The sequence below is a fragment of the Shewanella sp. 492 genome, assembly GCF_059338445.1.
In genome coordinates this window covers 274,339-291,226 of sequence record NZ_CM181702.1, presented here as the reverse complement: position 1 = coordinate 291,226, position 16,888 = coordinate 274,339, and the positions used below count along the sequence as shown (strand labels likewise).

General features: G+C 46.5%; 12 protein-coding genes and 4 tRNA genes. 9 read left to right on the top strand and 7 right to left on the bottom strand.

The window, feature by feature from the left end:
* The first annotated feature begins 16 nt into the window (after nucleotides 1-16).
* From AC5YBX_RS01415 to AC5YBX_RS01400, 4 genes are read left to right on the top strand one after another with little or no spacing between them, the layout of a single operon-like run.
* Nucleotides 17-1,429: a TolC family outer membrane protein gene (locus AC5YBX_RS01415; protein ID WP_494524245.1), complete on the top strand. Its 1,413-nt coding sequence runs from the start codon at nucleotides 17-19 to the stop codon at nucleotides 1,427-1,429.
* Nucleotides 1,429-2,034 carry an OmpA family protein gene (locus AC5YBX_RS01410; RefSeq protein WP_494524244.1) on the top strand — a complete coding sequence of 202 codons (606 nt, stop codon included), beginning with the start codon at nucleotides 1,429-1,431 and terminating at the stop codon, nucleotides 2,032-2,034. Before AC5YBX_RS01415 ends, AC5YBX_RS01410 begins: the two co-directional genes overlap by 1 nt.
* Before the next feature lie 18 nt (nucleotides 2,035-2,052).
* On the top strand, nucleotides 2,053-2,760 hold the full coding sequence (locus AC5YBX_RS01405) for a transglutaminase-like cysteine peptidase (protein WP_494520285.1): 708 nt from the start codon (nucleotides 2,053-2,055) through the stop codon (nucleotides 2,758-2,760).
* An 8-nt stretch (nucleotides 2,761-2,768) separates the two neighbouring features.
* Nucleotides 2,769-4,691 (top strand): bifunctional diguanylate cyclase/phosphodiesterase, encoded by a 1,923-nt coding sequence (locus AC5YBX_RS01400; RefSeq protein ID WP_494524243.1) that lies wholly within the window; start codon nucleotides 2,769-2,771, stop codon nucleotides 4,689-4,691.
* A gap of 158 nt (nucleotides 4,692-4,849) precedes the next feature.
* On the opposite strand, the gene AC5YBX_RS01395 is transcribed toward AC5YBX_RS01400, so the two are convergent.
* The 4 genes from AC5YBX_RS01395 to AC5YBX_RS01380 form a co-directional block, all read right to left on the bottom strand.
* A tRNA-Pro gene (locus tag AC5YBX_RS01395) sits at nucleotides 4,850-4,926 on the bottom strand.
* A gap of 50 nt (nucleotides 4,927-4,976) precedes the next feature.
* Nucleotides 4,977-5,053, bottom strand: a tRNA-Pro gene (locus AC5YBX_RS01390).
* Between the two features lie 64 nt (nucleotides 5,054-5,117).
* Nucleotides 5,118-5,193: transfer RNA gene (locus AC5YBX_RS01385), tRNA-His, on the bottom strand.
* Nucleotides 5,194-5,238: 45 nt separating this feature from the next.
* Nucleotides 5,239-5,315, bottom strand: a tRNA-Arg gene (locus AC5YBX_RS01380).
* 227 nt (nucleotides 5,316-5,542) lie between these two features.
* On the opposite strand from AC5YBX_RS01380, the gene AC5YBX_RS01375 reads away from it, so the two are divergent.
* A complete protein-coding gene (locus tag AC5YBX_RS01375) occupies nucleotides 5,543-8,185 on the top strand; it encodes a sensor domain-containing diguanylate cyclase (RefSeq protein WP_494524242.1) in 2,643 nt (880 codons plus the stop codon).
* Nucleotides 8,186-8,214: 29 nt separating this feature from the next.
* On the opposite strand, the gene rep is transcribed toward AC5YBX_RS01375, so the two are convergent.
* Nucleotides 8,215-10,227, bottom strand: coding sequence for a DNA helicase Rep (gene rep, locus AC5YBX_RS01370; RefSeq protein WP_494520288.1), 2,013 nt, complete (start codon nucleotides 10,225-10,227; stop codon nucleotides 8,215-8,217).
* A 169-nt stretch (nucleotides 10,228-10,396) separates the two neighbouring features.
* Here rep and ubiK point away from each other — a divergent pair, with 169 nt between their 5' ends.
* The 4 genes from ubiK to AC5YBX_RS01350 all read left to right on the top strand — a co-directional run bounded on the left by ubiK (nucleotide 10,397) and on the right by AC5YBX_RS01350 (nucleotide 13,736).
* On the top strand, nucleotides 10,397-10,657 hold the full coding sequence (ubiK, locus tag AC5YBX_RS01365) for a ubiquinone biosynthesis accessory factor UbiK (RefSeq protein ID WP_494520289.1): 261 nt from the start codon (nucleotides 10,397-10,399) through the stop codon (nucleotides 10,655-10,657).
* Between the two features lie 164 nt (nucleotides 10,658-10,821).
* Entirely contained in the window at nucleotides 10,822-11,592 is a 771-nt protein-coding gene (locus tag AC5YBX_RS01360; protein ID WP_494520290.1) for a phosphatase PAP2 family protein, read from the top strand.
* A 24-nt stretch (nucleotides 11,593-11,616) separates the two neighbouring features.
* Entirely contained in the window at nucleotides 11,617-12,102 is a 486-nt protein-coding gene (locus tag AC5YBX_RS01355; RefSeq protein WP_494520291.1) for an Lrp/AsnC family transcriptional regulator, read from the top strand.
* 275 nt (nucleotides 12,103-12,377) lie between these two features.
* Nucleotides 12,378-13,736 (top strand): sodium-dependent transporter, encoded by a 1,359-nt coding sequence (locus AC5YBX_RS01350; protein ID WP_494524241.1) that lies wholly within the window; start codon nucleotides 12,378-12,380, stop codon nucleotides 13,734-13,736.
* Between the two features lie 199 nt (nucleotides 13,737-13,935).
* Here the strand turns inward: AC5YBX_RS01350 and AC5YBX_RS01345 are convergent, their stop codons facing one another.
* On the bottom strand, nucleotides 13,936-15,078 hold the full coding sequence (locus AC5YBX_RS01345) for a pyridoxal-phosphate-dependent aminotransferase family protein (RefSeq protein WP_494524240.1): 1,143 nt from the start codon (nucleotides 15,076-15,078) through the stop codon (nucleotides 13,936-13,938).
* A gap of 258 nt (nucleotides 15,079-15,336) precedes the next feature.
* Nucleotides 15,337-16,887, bottom strand: coding sequence for a threonine ammonia-lyase, biosynthetic (ilvA, locus tag AC5YBX_RS01340; protein ID WP_494524239.1), 1,551 nt, complete (start codon nucleotides 16,885-16,887; stop codon nucleotides 15,337-15,339).
* Nucleotide 16,888 lies beyond the last annotated feature (1 nt).

Below are 16,888 nucleotides of genomic sequence, written 5' to 3'. Positions count from 1 at the left end.
CCAGGGGGGTTACAACATGAGTAAGCAAACTGTACGTCAGCTAAAGCGCAGCGCCATGGCGCTAGCTATTGGCGCGATGTTACTACCAGGTGTCGGTTCTAGCCAAACACTAGAACAAGCTGTCGCTCACACACTGGATACCAATCCAGATATTCGTATCGCGTTTAATCGCTTTAAAGCACGCGAAGAGCAAGTGAGCCAAGCATACGCGGGCTACATGCCAACCGTTGATATTAGCGCTGGCTACGGCTGGGAGCAAACCAACAGCCCATCAACCCGCAGAAAAGCAGGCCAAGGTGACGTTGATAGCGATGGGGTTATCGAGCTCACCCGCGGTGAAGCTGGCTTTAGCATCAAACAGATGTTATTCGATGGTTTCTATACCTCTAGCGAAGTCGATCGTTATAGCTTTGAAGCCAGTGCCGATCAGTGGGCACTGTTTGCCGCAGCCGAAGATATTGCACTCGATGTAGCCAATGTCTACGTCAACTATATCCGTGCTGAGCAAGTATTAACCTTAGCGGAGAAAAACCTGCAAAGTCATAAAGACATTTACGACCAAATTAAGCAGCGTACTGATTCTGGCTTAGGTTCAATTGCCGATTTATCACAGATCACCGGGCGTCTTGCACGCGCCAATGCCAATGTGATTTCAGCGAAAAACAATTTTTACGATGCCAAAGCGCAGTTCGTCAGAATTGTTGAGAAACAACCTGAAGATCTCATTGTCCCAGTACCCGATGATGACATGCTACCGGCTGACTTAAACAGCAGCATTCAAATTGCTCAAGACAACCATCCGGTATTAAAATCGGCGGCTAGTGATATCACTGCTGCCGAATATGAACGCTCATCGGCACAATCTAACTACTATCCCAAGCTAACGTTAGAGTTGGGTGGTAATTGGAATAACGACATCGACGGTGAAGATGGTTATTCACCGATTGCCTCGCAGAATGTGGGCGGCCATAGTAATGACTTAGTGGCCATGGTTCGCGTCAAATACAACTTGTTTGCCGGTGGTAAAGATGTAGCCCGTGAAAAAGAGGCGGCCTACAAACTGGGCGAAGCCAAAGAGATTCGCCAACGCGCTTATCGTCAAGTCGTCGAAGGGGTTAACTTAGCCTGGAACGCCTATGAACTGCTCGAGCCTCAAAAGATGTATATTCGCGACCACGTTGTGGCCGCCAAGGATACACAAGTGGCCTATAGCCAGCAGTTTAATTTAGGTCAGCGTACCCTGCTCGATCTGCTCGATACAGAAAACGAGCTATTTGAAGCACGTAAAGATTATTTAGAAGCCGAGTATGATGAGATCATTTCTGAATACCGAATTCTTAATGCCACAGGAAGATTATTAGAATCACTTCGAGTTACTCGTCCCGATGTGTGGAAGGGTGAACACGAATATGAAGGGGGAGTGAAATAATGAAAGCTCTATTAATACTCGTCAGTATCGCCTTAATTGGTGGCTGTTCGATGCGTGACACTGTCAACATGGACACACCTACAGAGCAGGCATTTGACCTCAATGATAATGATAGAGATGGCGTCATTGTTGCCAGAGAACGCTGCAATGATACCGTCACAGGCGCCACTATCGATAACTACGGTTGTGGTAAAATAAAACCGATTAACGAACGGCAGGAGTTAAAGATATTATTTGCTAACGATTCCTTCTATATTGATCCACAATACTATGATCAAGTGGAAACCGTCGCGACATTTATGCGGCAGTTTCCTAATACTCAAGTTACAATCGAAGGCCACTGTAGTAAAACAGGCTCTTACGATCACAACTTAACTTTGTCACAAAACAGAGCTAATGCGGTAAGCTCATTACTGTCAGAACGTTTTGGTATTGATAACAGTCGAGTCACAGCCATTGGCTACAGCTACGACCGCCCAGTTGATCCAACTCATACGGCTGAGGCGCATAAGCGCAATCGCCGTGTGATCGCTGAATTGACCGGAGAAGATACCACTGCCGATATGAAGTGGCATATCTATACCGTAGACGAAGAAGCTAAATAACCAAGATAGTCGGAGAACATGAAAGCGAAACTTGGCGGACATCGACAATACTTAAAAGTCTGCCAACTTAGCGTGATGGCACTGGCTCTTGGGTTTTCATGTCTTTATGCTTCTCCGACGCAAAAACTGGACGCAAACCGTATCACCTCTACTCTAGAGAGCCGATACGGTGAGCGCGCCGGTAAACGCGCTAAAGCCTGGTTTAAGGTGCTCAATGAAGCACAAGGGTTAAGTGAACAAGAAAAAATCACCAAGGTGAATAACTTTTTCAATCTTTTTCGGTTTGTCGATGATATTAAGCTTTGGGGCGAGAGCAACTACTGGGCAAGTCCTATGGAATTTATCGGTGTCAATGGGGGTGATTGTGAAGACTTTTCTATCGCAAAATATTTCACTCTATTGCAACTTGGTATTGCCGATGACAAACTGCGCATCACTATGGTCAAAGCCACTTCGGTGAATCAATATCATATGGTACTGGCCTACTACGAGACCCCCGGTTCAATCCCCTTAGTCCTCGATAATCTCGATAGAACGATAAAACCCGCCACTCAAAGAAACGACCTTATTCCTGTGTATAGTTTCAATGGTCGACAGCTATGGTTAAATAAAGAGAAAGGACGAGGTGTGCTTGCAGGCTCATCTGAACGTCTTGAAAAATGGAATGATCTCAAACACAGATTGGGTGTCGAACGACTTAGAATGCCCAAATTAAGATTGGAGTAGCTATAACAATGACACTGTTTCGACAGATATACTCACTACTTTTGGGCCTGTTTCTGGTTGTTGTCGTTAGCTTAGCTTACGTACAGTTTACTGAGACCCAAAGCTTTTTAACCAAGCAAATGGAGTCTGACCTCAATAACACCAGCCACAGCCTAGGAATCATGCTAGTCCCTGATTTAGAAGCGGGTGACATTGTTGGCGCCGAAACCTTGATCAATGTGATCTTTGAGGGCGGTTACTATCAACAGGTCAAACTAACTTGGTTAATTGATGGTAAACAACAAGTATGGGAAAACGAACTAAAAATCCAAGGGGTGCCACAATGGTTTATCGATCTGGGATTTTTTGACACCATCAGCCGTGAAAGCACCATCACCTCAGGCTGGTTACAATTAGCCAAATTAGAAATTACTGCGCATCCCGGTTTTGGTTATAACGAACTATGGCGCACCATGACCAATGCCATAATCGCTATTTCAATTCTATTTTTAATCGCCATTATGTTAGCTCGCTTCGGACTCACGTGGATTCTGCGACCTTTGCATGATATCGCTGAGCACGCCACTGAAGTGGCTAAACGCAAATTTGGTCCAGACATGCCTCTTCCCAAGACCTCTGAACTCAGGTCAGTCGTCGAAGCTTTTAATAGTATGTCACATCAGCTGAAGAAAATCTTCAACTCTCTCGATGAAGAGGTAACTGAATTAAGGAAGAAAAATCTCGTCGATCAAGTCTCTGGATTACCTAACCGCCAATACATGATGGCACGTATCCAAAGCTGGCTGAACGAGCCTAATAATGGCTCGTTAATGATGGCGAAGTTTGATTGGCTAGAAGAGGTGCACAGCAAATATGGCTACCAAGTTCGTGACGAAACCATACGTTTACTTGCTCAAAGGTTGCAGCAACAACTCGATGAAATAGCACCTTCTGTTATTGCGCGTATTGCGGCTTATGAATTTGCTTTTCTGATCACCAGCGCCGAACACGAGCAAAGCAGCAAATACTTACACACCTTGATTAGAACCGTGAATCAGGAGATCTCTAAGGCAGGCTGCAAACCTAATGAACAATTTACCATCGGTATCGCCCAGCGTTCAGAGACGATGACAGTCTCTGAGCTCTTGTCACAAACAGACAATGCATTGCAGCAAGCCACCGCCGAAAATAATGTGTTTCACTGGTTTGAGAGCAATGAGAAGCAACTCTACAGCAAAGAGCAGTGGCGTGAACATCTTAGCGCAGCGATTACAAACAAACACTTTCAATTTAAATGGCAGCCCGTTTCTCTCAACAATCAGACCACTGTGGTACAGCGCGAGCTGTATTGCCAATTAACTATTGGCGATAAAGAGATCCACGCAGGACAATTTATGCCTTATGTTGAGCTATTGTCATTAGGTTCTTTACTGGACCGCTGCCTTATAGAGTCAATTATCGATAATGGCATTATCGAAAAGCATGATGAGCCGATTGCAATCAACCTGACATTCCACAGCCTAAGAGATGTCGAGTTTCATAAATGGTTAAATCAGTTTCTACGCAACAGTCGATTTAGCCAAAGAATTGTGTTTGATATCCCAGAAGCGGGTGTCTATAGCGACCCTGATGCCTGCCAAGCTCTATGTACCATCATTAGAGACAATGGCGCACACTTTGGCATCGACCACTTTGGTCGTCAATTTGGCTCAATGGCTTACCTACAGACGCTGCGTCCAAGTTATGTCAAATTAGATCAGTCCTTCGCCTACTATGATGAAAATGAGCATAGCAGTGAACTCTGCCGCGCGCTCGTTAACGTTGCTAAAGGGCTGGATATTCAGGTGATTGCCACAGGGATTGAAGAGCAGGCGCAACTGGCCAGGTTTGAACCACTCAAAACCGAGGCTTACATGGGTTATATCTCCCCACCCGAGAAAGTACCTAGTTAATAATAAAAAAGCTGCCAATGGCAGCTTTTTTATGCCGAAAAATAGTGAGGCGGATTACCATACGACCACTGCCCTATTGCATAAATGATAACTCTTTTAAGAGAATGTCCGCGTTAAACGAAAAAAGCCCACTGATTGCTCAGCGGGCTTTTCGAAAGTGGTCGGTGATAGAGGATTCGAACCTCTGACCCTCTGGTCCCAAACCAGATGCGCTACCGGGCTGCGCTAATCACCGAAAATCTTTAATTTGTCAAAACACCGAGTTGGACTCACTATTTTATAATGTGGTCGGTGATAGAGGATTCGAACCTCTGACCCTCTGGTCCCAAACCAGATGCGCTACCGGGCTGCGCTAATCACCGAGTCTCTACTTTAAAAAGTAGTAGATGTTTTATGAGGTCGCCCTCAAGTTTGAATAAGAAGTAATGGGGTGACTGATGGGACTTGAACCCACGACAACCGGAATCACAATCCGGGGCTCTACCAACTGAGCTACAATCACCACTGATATTACTACTTAACTGCTAACTTTAGCATCAACTCCAACTGGTGCACCCAGAAGGATTCGAACCCTCGGCCTCACCCTCCGGAGGGGTGCGCTCTATCCAGCTGAGCTATGGGTGCCTGCCTTGTTAGCGCCGCATATAATATGGATTATTTAACGGCTCGTCTATAGCAAACATCGTTTTTTTTATGCGTTTGCTCAACTTTTAACAGATCTGCGCCTCTTATGGTCAATATACCGTGCTAAAGTCAAAATAATGACTTGGTGCTGTTTCTTTTTTATGCTATTTATAATCTTCATCTAATGCACTAACAGATATGATAATTATATTGAAATTGGCGGAGTCATGTTTAGGGAAAAAACAGACCAACTTGCGACTCGTGAAATTGACAAATTAAGCAAAAGGATTTCCCGCTTAAGAAGTCTAGCGCGTAAATATAAACGATCTGAAGTTATTCAGAATGCTTTATTAGATATTTCGAACGTCGCTGCAAGTGCAAAACGTGCTGATGATTTTTATTCTGGGATACAGCGAAACCTCAATAAGCTTTTGCCTGCTGATAATTTTTTCATCGCTCTACTTAATCACGACACAAACGAACTCAATGTTCCCTTCTTCGTCGATGAAAAAGATCCTCACCCGAGCGAGCTTTATCCAGCAGAGAAAATTTCCAACACATTACACAGTGGCTTAACCGGCTATGTGTTACGTCAACAGCAAGCCTTGCTGTGCGATGAGGATAAATTTAACCAGCTGATCGCTGATAACCAAATTGTCAGTCGTGGTTCCAGCTGCCACCAATGGCTTGGTGTCCCTATTTTTAGTGGTGAACTAACCATTGGCGTGCTGGCCATTCAAAGTTATAACCCCGCGATCAGTTATGGCGATATTGAACTCGAGCTACTTACCTTTATTAGCCAGCATGTCTCTGGCGTCATTGAACGGGTACAGTATCAACACAACCTCGAAACCGCTATCGAGCATCGTACCAAAGAACTGAGCCTGGCTTACGACAAGCTCAAGCAAGAGGTCAATGAGAGGCGCCGAGCGGAGCATCTACAAAAGTCACTGTTTGAAATTGCCGAACTGTCTAACTCTAATATCGATGACAATATTTTTTACACCGAGTTACATCGAGTGATCAGCCATCTGTTACCCGCCAATAATTGTTATATCGGTCTACTGGACGACAGCAGTCACTATTTGAATTTCCCCTTCTATGTATCACAGTTAAACATGGATCTCCCCTCTAAACGGCCGCTGGCTGACGGTTTAGTTGAGTTTATACTGAAGCACAAGAAACCCATGTTACTCGAAAAGTCCGATATCAAAGCGCTGATCGACACCCAACAACTGTATGCTATCGCGCCCCAACTCAATCATACCGAGACGATTAATCAATGGATCGGCGTGCCACTATTTATTCAGGGGGTGGTCAAAGGGGCGCTAACCATTTACAGCTTCAGTGCCTCTCAAACCTATCAAGAAAAAGATCTCGGCTTATTAACCTTTGTGTCGCAACATATTGCCACTGCCATCGAGCGTAAATTATCGGCCGAGTCATTAAAGCAAAGTTATGAACAGTTAGAAGAGAAAGTCGCCCAGCGGACCCGCGCATTAGCCATGCTCAATCAAGATTTAGAAAATGAGATCAGCCAACGACGTAAAATTGAGCAACAGTTAGTGCATGATGCCTGCCACGATATTCTGACCGGCTTACCCAATCGGGCACGGTTTATGGAGCGTTTAGGCCAAGCGGTTAAGCATGTCAGACGCCATAGTTTAGATCGTTTTGCTTTGCTGTTTATCGACTTAGATCGTTTTAAGCTGATCAATGATACCTTGGGGCATTTACAAGGCGATCGCTTTTTGATTGAAACGGCTCGACGACTTAACCTGTGTATCCGTGATAACGACACACTAGCACGCATTGGTGGCGATGAATTTGTCATCCTGCTCGATAGCATTCACGACAGTAATGATGCCATCGAAGTGGCCGAACGCATTCTCGGTGAGTTATCGGCGCCTTACCAATTAGAACAGCAGAGCTTTACCTCCGGGGCTAGCATTGGTATTGCCTTTAGCGGTCAAAATAACAATGATACCAGCGAATCCTTGCTTAAAGATGCAGATGCCGCCATGTATCAGGCAAAATCCAATGGCAAAGGCTGTTATGTTGTCAGCGACAACCGCACAAGAGGAAAACTGGCCCACGACATCACTTTAGAGATAGAATTGCGTGAAGCCTTAGCCAGCAAAAGCCTAGCCCTGCAATACTTCCCTATTATGACTTTAGACAGCCAAGAGGTATTGGCGTACGAGCCAAGACTCTATTGGCAACATGAGCAATTGGGTAAACTTAAACAAGCACAACTTAATAATATTGCCGAGCATTGTAATCTCACCAAAGAGCTCGATCTTTACCTCTTTGAGCAACTTAATCTCGATTACCCTAAACTGCTCGCCGTCAGCGGCCCGATACAACTGCATTTACATGTTTCCAGCCGTCATTTGAAACATAAACATGCGGTACGTAAACTGAAAAACCGTCTAAAACAGAGCTGCAGTAAGCCAGAAATGATCTGGATGTTCTTCGATGAAAAAGCGTTTGTGCAAGATACCGACAGCCATATAAATGCGTTTGAGATGTTGCATAAACTCGGGATAAATTTAGGGCTACATGCCTATGGCAGTGCCCACAGCGCCTTGAGTAGCCTTAGCTTTTTACCATTGAGCGGCCTCAAACTTGACCCGAGTTACATTGGTCATTTAAGTCATCCCCAACATAAAAAGCTCCTCAAAGCCCACCAGTTAGCCGCTAAGGCATTAGGGTTAAACATATTTGTTCAGGGGGTTAAAACCGAGCGGCAGCATCAACAACTGCTTAATCTCGGCTTTACTCAGGGACAAGGACTGGCACTTGGTGAATCGATTGATGCAAAAAACTTAACCACGCCCAAACAAGCGCCAGATAGTTTGACAGCCTAAACGCACAAAATAATGAGGCTAACGTCTCATTATTTTTTGAACATATCACGAATGTTGGCAATATTGGCTTTACCTGATTGCACCCGCTGCTGCTCAGTTTGTGCCGGCTTGCGATTTTCCCAAATCAGATCGTCTTGAGGCAATTCGAGTAAAAAACGGCTCGGTTCACAACGCATCACCTCGCCAAACTGACGCCGCTCACGACAGATCATAAACCACAGCTCTTTTTGTGCACGAGTAATGCCCACGTAAGCCAGACGCCTTTCCTCCTCGACGTTGTCTTCATCGATACTGCTTTGATGGGGCAAGATGCGCTCCTCAACCCCCACCATAAACACGTAAGGAAACTCCAGCCCTTTTGAGGCATGCAAGGTCATTAGCTGTACTTGATCGCCCGCTTCATCCTCGCTGTTACGCTCCATCATGTCGCGCAATGTTAAGCGCGTCACCACCTCTGGTAAGGTCATGGCCTCATCAAGATCATCCCCTTGCAGCATTTCGGTCACCCAGCGATACAGCTCCGAGATGTTTTTCATGCGCATCTCTGCAGCCTTGGCGCTGGTGCTGGTTTCGTATAGATAATCTTCGTAATTGATATTACGAATAAGGCGCTTAACCGCTTCTACGGGTTCACCACGGTTGGCCTCTTCGCCCATATCGACGATAAACTTGCCAAACTTATATAACGACGCCATTGCCGCAGGTGGTAGATGATGATTAAGCTCGCCTTGAAATATCGCCTCAAACATCGAAATTTGTTTTTCATTGGCGTAATTGCCTAAGCGTTCCAGTGTCGCAGGGCCAATACCACGTTTAGGCAGATTAACGACCCGTAAGAAGGCATTATCGTCGTCAGGATTCACCACTAAACGCAAATACGCCATGATATCTTTAATCTCGGCGCGGCCAAAAAATGAGGTGCCGCCACTGAGCTTATAGGGAATGCGGTTAGTCATTAACGCCCGCTCAAGTAAACGCGATTGATGGTTACCACGATACAGAATTGCGTAATCACCAAATTGGGTTCTACCAACAAATTTATGCCTAATCATCTCGGCAATCACCCGCTCAGCTTCTTGCTCTTCATTGGCTGCCATCAATACCCGCAGCGGCTCGCCATAGGCCAGCTCACTGAACAGCGACTTGTCATACACATGGGGATTATTGGCAATCAATATATTAGCGGCGCGCAAAATACGCTGGCTAGAACGATAGTTTTGCTCGAGCTTAATCAGCCTTAATGAGGGGAAATCTTTACCCAACAACACTAGGTTTTGTGGTTTAGCGCCACGCCATGAGTAAATAGACTGATCGTCATCACCCACCACAGTAAAGCGGGCACGCTCACCCACCAGCAATTTAACCAGCTCATATTGGCTGGTGTTAGTATCTTGGTACTCATCGACCAATAAATATTGAATACGCTTTTGCCAACGCTCTCTCACCTCTTGATTATGCCTTAGCAGCAACGTAGGCAATAAAATGAGGTCATCAAAATCTAATGCGTTATAGGCCTTCATATGCTGAGCATAGCGCTGATATAACAAGGCAAATAACTGCGACTGTTCATCTTTGGCAAGTTTGCGCGCCTGAGCGGGGATCACCAAATCGCCCTTCCAGTTAGAAATAGCGGTCATTAACAGACGCAGCAGATCTTTATCACCATCGAGTTCGTTTTCAGTTAACTCTTTAAGTAGCGCAAGGGAATCTTGATCATCGAACAGTGAAAAGCCGGGCTTTAACCCCAATACTTTATATTCACGTTTAATGATCTCCAGTCCTAAGGTGTGGAACGTTGAAATCCATAAACCGCGCGCTTCTTTACGTCCCATAGATTGGGCAACACGCTCTTTCATCTCGCGAGCCGCTTTGTTGGTAAAGGTCACTGCGGCAATCGTTTTGGCTTGATATCCGCACTTTTGCACCAGATAAGCAATTTTATTAATGATCACGCGCGTCTTACCACTGCCTGCGCCAGCTAAGACGAGGCAAGGACCTGAAACATAATGGACAGCATCATTTTGACCGGGATTGAGCTTCATGAATTTACAACTACCAAGCAGATAAAAGGGTCTAAATCAGAGGCAGATCATACCAGAATCTACGCCCATCTATTGAGATAAAATAACCAGCGGCTTTTTAATTTGTTATCCGCAGTAGCTCAGGTACAATTCTCAGCATATTGACTTGATTGCCCAGAGGCGAAAAACCATGATTAATCCAAAGAAAATCGAAGAGATGGCAAAGCAGCTTAGCGATAACCTTCCTAGCGGTCTAAAACAATTCGCTGGCGAATTCGAAGATAAAAGTAAGCAAATTTTACAAAACCAACTGATGAAACTCGATGTGGTGTCACGCGAAGAGTTTGACGTACAACAACACGTTCTGCTTAAAACCCGTGAAAAACTCGAAGCCCTGCAAGCCCAAGTTGATGCCTTAGAAGCCAAGCTCAACCAAACCGCAGGCGAATAAACTGAATCAAGGCGGTGTCACTGCGATGTGATATCAAAATTGATGCTGACTCAACGAATCAAGCTTGAGCAGCACAGGGCTAACCTGCGAGGTTGCTGCAACCTCTTTGATTTATAATGGCTTTTGTGCGAGGTAACATTTTGACGCTCTCGAGGCGCTTATTATTGGCACTGACTATCGGATGGTTACTCATACTGCTAGTACCTACAGTGCTATTGCTAAATGGTACGTCGCTATTTCCGTTAATCGCGCTTGATTCTCCCTTGGCTGAATTACTCTATTGGGTAACGACCTCTGGCACTGCGCCCTATGGTGCTTTAACCACTCTAGTGTTACTCGCTATTTGCTATACCATGGTGCCTCAACGACAGTTTATCGCGCTGGTATTTGCCGTAGGCCTGAGCATGTTTACCACCTTGGGGCTCAACCATTTTCTGAAACCTTTTTTTGGCGAGCCCAGACCCAACGCGGCTTTGATGGCGCAGCAAAGCCTACTGCAATTAGAAGCGTTTTATCAACTTCCGGCCACACAGCGCCGCCCAATGTTGGGCCACGCCCTTAGCCAACTTACAAACACCCCATTAGTGACCACTGAACCCGAGATCAGGTTGTCGAATAAAATTGCCGATCACTGGCAACACGAAGTCGGCTTCTCTTTCCCTTCGGGCCACACCTTATTTGCCGTCACCTTATCGATGGTGTTAAGTTATTTTCTCTTACTGAGCGGTCAATACCTGTTGCCATCATTATTAGGATTATGGAGTTTAACCATGGGGTTAAGCCGCATGTTACTGGGAATGCATTGGTCGCAAGATGTACTGGCAGCAACGGTTATCGGCGGGGTAATGGCCTTATTGTGTATCGCGATTATCATTCAGTTCCAGCAAAAACTATTACCCGCTATGGCAACGGTATCACCCCACGACGCCCCTTAGCGGCACCTTATTAACGAGCACCCGATGACGACAATGCAACTCGATAAAATTGATATTAAAATCCTATCGCTACTTCAACAACATGGGCGCTTATCGAATCAAGAACTGGCCGCGTTAGTTGGCCTATCTCCCTCCCCCTGCTCGCGCCGCGTCAAAGCCCTTGAAGATAGTGGCATTATTACTGGCTACGCCACCTTGGTGAGTCCAGACTTCTTTAATCTGCATTTAACAGCCTATGTACAGGTCAGACTGGAAAAACACAGCCAAGGGGTTCTCAATGCCTTTGAACAAGCGATGAACCGCTACGACGAGGTGCTCGAATGTTGCCTACTCACCGGCAGTGACGCCGACTACCAGCTCAAGGTGTTAGTCGCTGATATGGCGGCTTTTAAACACTTCTTGCTAGAGAAGCTCACTACCAACCAAGATATCGCCGGTATTCGCTCAAGCTTTGTGCTCAAACAAGCAAAAAACCACACCGCCATACCACTCCCCAAGTCACATGACTAAACTCATCGTAAGCTAAACATCAGCCAAACATTGCGATAATCAGCACCCATTAGCGATTATTTACTCACGCAATCTAATTGCGTCACATAACCACACCTGCAACTCAGGACAATAAAATCGCACCAAAATGAATCTAACAGCAAGAATAAATCGTAAAAATGCCAAAAAACAAAAACAATCACCCCCATAAATAATAATCTCGCAATTTCAACCTATTGACCTAATCGTTACAAGCGCTATGATGCGGCCTCTTTGCTAAAGGAGCGCACAACGCAATGAGTTCAAACGATTCAAGCCATTTTAGTTCAAGAGTTGGCTTCATTATGGCCGCAGCGGGCAGCGCTGTCGGTGTTGGTAATATCTGGGGCTTTCCAACCCAAGCCGCCACTCATGGTGGTGGTGCATTTTTACTGGTTTATCTGGTTCTCATCCTTATCCTTGGCTATCCCATGTTAGTTGCCGAGTTGATGATTGGCCGCCATGGGCAAACCAACCCTGCCGACGCTATGGCTAATATCGCTCAATCCTCTTACCGTCGTTATGTCGGTAAAGTGATCGGTTTTGCTTCTATCATCACCGCCACCTTGATCTGCACTTTTTATATGATCTTATCTGGCTGGTTTGTCAGTTTTGCCATCGCGCCTATCACCCAACTATCAGGTTTTGAACAGGCGGCCAACTGGCTAATGGCCTTCTCTGTAGAGCGTAATCTGGTTTTCACCATCATCTTCACCCTGCTAGTGATCATGGTGATCCGCCAGGGCGTGCAACAAGGTATAGAGCGTTGGTCTAAACGGCTAATGCCACTGCTGTTGGTAATATTGGTGATGGGCGTTGGTTATATTCTTACTCAGCCCGGTGCTGCTGACGGGTTAACTGCACTACTGGTGCCTGATTTTAGCCGGATTTGGGAAACCGAGGTCTTAGTCGGTGCGCTGGGGCAGACCTTCTTTTCTCTGACCATTGGAACTGGCGCTATGATGGTATACGGCGCCTACCTCAATAAGCAGGAAAACATTGCTACGCTCTCCGCTTATGTCACCTTAACCGACACCTGTGTGGCCTTTCTTGCGGCGTTAATGATCATCCCGGCCATGTATGTGGCGCAGCATAATGGCGTGCAGATCTTCAGCGCCGACGGTAGCCTGTTAAATGCCGATACTCTGGTATTTACGGTATTGCCCGCCCTGTTTGACACCTTAGGTGGTGTGCTAGGGCCGCTGATTGCCATCATCTTTTTCATACTGATGACCATTGCAGGCTTAACTTCCGCTATCTCAATAGTCGAAGTACCGACCAGCTATATTGTTGAGAAAACCAACATAGAGCGCCACCGCGCCACCTATTTGGTAGCGGGCGTTATCACCCTACTGTCGACTATCATGGTGTTTAACTTTGAGCAGTTGTTTGGCTTGATGATCACCATAACTACCGAGCGCGCCCAGCCCCTGATTGCTTTGGGTATCGCTATCTACCTTGGCTGGGTATGGAACCGACACAGTCTCATTACAACAATCCGAGCCCAAGAAGGCGCCAATGCCGATGGTCTTTTTTGGAAGACTTGGCCTGTGTACGTCAAATTTGTTTGTCCGGTATTAATCACCCTTATCATAGTGCAGTTGGTTTCTGGTTAACCATTAATAGCTCAAAGGCACCGCTTGATTAATGCTGCTCAATTAAGAGTTGAACTGAGCCATTGACCGATCTTTTAAAGTCTTCACCATCAAATTCGCTTAACAGCAATGGTGATCCTGTTTGCTATAACGCTAATTATCGCCACTAAAAAGGGGGAATTTAATTTCCCCTTTTTCGTGTACCAGCCATCAGCCGTAACTAACGCAGTACCTCTTCAAGCGCTCGTAAACATAACGCCACGTTCTCACGTCTTGCGCTAAAGCCCATCAAACCGATACGCCATGCTTTACCGGCTAATGCGCCAAGGCCAGCGCCTATCTCTAAGTTATAGTTTTCCAATAACTGCTTACGCACTAAGGCATCATCTACCCCTTCAGGAATATAAACAGCATTGAGTTGCGGCAAACGAGATTGCTCATCGACTACAAACTTAAGCCCTAATGACTCCAGCCCTTCGCGCAGCACTTGATGCATGTTTTGATGACGTGCCCATGCATTTTCGAGCCCTTCTTCGGCAAGCAAACGAAGTGATTCATGCAATCCATACAGCGCATTCACCGGAGCGGTATGATGATAGCTGCGCTTGCCACCCGCAGCTTGATCGCCGCTCCAATAGCCCATCACTAGGCTTTGATCTAAAAACCAGCTCTGTACCGGGGTTTTACGTGCTTTAAGCTTCTCTACCGCCGCAGGCGAAAATGACACTGGCGATAACCCTGGTACGCAGGAGAGACATTTTTGGCTGCCCGAGTAAATCGCATCTATGCCCCATTCATCCACTTTAAGCTCCACGCCGCCTAAAGAGGTCACTGCATCGACGATAGAGAGACAATCATGCTGTTTAGCTAAGGCACACAAGCTCTTGGCATCTGACAATGCGCCAGTTGAGGTTTCTGCGTGGACAAAGGCTAAAAACTTCGCATCAGGGTTAGCTTTTAGTGCAGCCTCAACATCGCTAACTGAAACGGGCGTGCCCCACTCGTTATCGACGACCACCGCAGTTGCACCAACGCGCTCAACGTTTTGACGCATCCGCTCACCGAATACCCCATTACGGCACACTATCACTTTTTCGCCAGGTTCGACTAGGTTAACAAAACAGGTTTCCATCCCCGCGCTGCCTGGCGCCGATACCGCGAGGGTCATGGCATTTTCAGTTTGAAAGGCATATTGGATCAGTGATTTGAGTTCATCCATCATACCCACAAATAGCGGATCGAGATGACCTATAGTGGGTCTCGCCTGTGCCGCTAATACCTCAGGATGTACATCGGACGGGCCTGGTCCCATAAGGATCCTACGTGGGGGGTTAAATGCGTTTACTTTCAGTGCTGCTAACATCTTATATCCTCTATAAAGCCTTCGCTTTATCCATTAGGGTTCGGGCTAACTGTTGGTTTATGTGATGACGAGATTTAAGCCTGCCTACCACATCCCTACGTATTCACAGTTATGTCTGTGCCATGAGTGGCATCTTATTAGAGTCATTAATTATTCGTGCTTAGTATTCGAATTCAATGTGTTACTGCATAGCAAGATAACATATAAAAGGACGCAACAGCGTCCTAAAATCGTCTCATTTAGCCGCAAGCATATCGACTACTGTCGATTATCTAAAAACAGCTTATAAGCTGGACTATGGGTTTCCTCTTGATAGACAAAACCTACATCGGTTAGAAACTGCTGAAACGCGATAGCATCGCTTTCTGGCACTTCAAAGCCAGCAAGTACGCGCCCATAGGCAGCGCCATGATTGCGATAATGAAACAGACTGATATTCCATTTGCTCTGCAAGGTCGTCAAAAACTTAAACAAGGCGCCTGGGTGCTCTGGAAACTCAAAGCTAAACAGGCGCTCATCGAGTTCTTCTGGCGGATGCCCCCCCACCATATAACGTACATGCAGTTTAGCCGTCTCGTCATGGGAGAGATCTTGCACTTCAAAACCATCGCCCTCTAATCTCGCGATGATCTCATCGAGCTCGCTCTGACCATGTGACAGGCGAATACCCGCAAACACCACCGCCTTATCACGGCTAGAGAAACGATAGTTAAACTCGGTCATAGCACGCTTATCTAACAGCTCACAAAAGCGTAAAAAGATGCCGGGACGTTCTGGCACTTTAACCGCCAAAATAGCCTCTTTTTGCTCACCCAGCTCACAGCGCTCCGACACATAACGCAGGCTGTGAAAGTTAACGTTGGCACCGCTCAAGATGGCAGCCACCTTCTGACCTTTGCCTTCATCACCGATATATTTTTTCAGTCCAGCCAGTGATAAGGCACCTGCGGGCTCTGCGATGGCACGGGTGTCTTCAAAAATATCTTTAACCGCGGCGCAAATCTCATCTGAGGTAACGGTCACCACGTGGTCGACATATTCTCGCGCCAAACGAAAAGGCTCTGCACCAATCTGTTTTACCGCCACGCCATCGGCAAATAACCCCACTTGCGATAACACCACACGTTCATCGGCTGCAAGCGCCGCTTTTAGGCAGGCTGAGTCTTCTGGCTCAACCCCGATAATCTTCACCTGCGGCATAACCGCTTTGTAATAAGCCGCGATACCTGCGATTAAGCCGCCGCCGCCAACGGGCACAAAGATCACCTCGAGATCGCGCTGTTGCTGCAACATCTCTTGTGCAATCGTACCTTGACCTGCAATAACCGCTTCATCATCGAACGGGGCGACATACACGCGCCCCTCGTCTTTAGCGAGTTGCTGGGCATACTCATTGGCCATATCGAAAGACTGGCCATGCAGCACCACATTGCCACCCAGGCGGCGCACCGCATCGACTTTAATTTCGGGTGTGGTTTCTGGCATCACGATCACAGCACTGATCCCGCGCGCCGAAGCAGACATCGCCACACCTTGGGCGTGATTGCCGGCAGAGGCGCACACGACGCCGCGCTCACACTCTTTTGCATCAAGCTGAGCGATACGATTATAAGCCCCGCGCAGCTTAAACGAGTGCACAGGCTGCATATCTTCGCGCTTAAGAAACACTTGGCAGCCTAAACGCGCAGAGAGCTTATTTAGGCTAGAAAGCGGGGTGATTTTAGCCACATCATAGACAGAGGAGAGTAAGATCTTCTGCAGATAATAGTGCGCTAAATCTAACTGAGATTGTGAGGCTAATGCCAACATA

Excerpts from the sequence above, each read along its gene's own strand:
- AC5YBX_RS01415 (WP_494524245.1), top strand. The coding sequence starts at position 17 with ATGAGTAAGCAAACTGTACGTCAGCTAAAGCGCAGCGCCATGGCGCTA.
- AC5YBX_RS01410 (WP_494524244.1), top strand. The coding sequence starts at position 1,429 with ATGAAAGCTCTATTAATACTCGTCAGTATCGCCTTAATTGGTGGCTGT.
- AC5YBX_RS01405 (WP_494520285.1), top strand. The coding sequence starts at position 2,053 with ATGAAAGCGAAACTTGGCGGACATCGACAATACTTAAAAGTCTGCCAA.
- AC5YBX_RS01400 (WP_494524243.1), top strand. The coding sequence starts at position 2,769 with ATGACACTGTTTCGACAGATATACTCACTACTTTTGGGCCTGTTTCTG.
- AC5YBX_RS01375 (WP_494524242.1), top strand. The coding sequence starts at position 5,543 with ATGTTTAGGGAAAAAACAGACCAACTTGCGACTCGTGAAATTGACAAA.
- rep (WP_494520288.1), bottom strand. The coding sequence starts at position 10,227 with ATGAAGCTCAATCCCGGTCAAAATGATGCTGTCCATTATGTTTCAGGT.
- ubiK (WP_494520289.1), top strand. The coding sequence starts at position 10,397 with ATGATTAATCCAAAGAAAATCGAAGAGATGGCAAAGCAGCTTAGCGAT.
- AC5YBX_RS01355 (WP_494520291.1), top strand. The coding sequence starts at position 11,617 with ATGACGACAATGCAACTCGATAAAATTGATATTAAAATCCTATCGCTA.
- AC5YBX_RS01350 (WP_494524241.1), top strand. The coding sequence starts at position 12,378 with ATGAGTTCAAACGATTCAAGCCATTTTAGTTCAAGAGTTGGCTTCATT.
- AC5YBX_RS01345 (WP_494524240.1), bottom strand. The coding sequence starts at position 15,078 with ATGTTAGCAGCACTGAAAGTAAACGCATTTAACCCCCCACGTAGGATC.
- ilvA (WP_494524239.1), bottom strand. The coding sequence starts at position 16,887 with ATGTTGGCATTAGCCTCACAATCTCAGTTAGATTTAGCGCACTATTAT.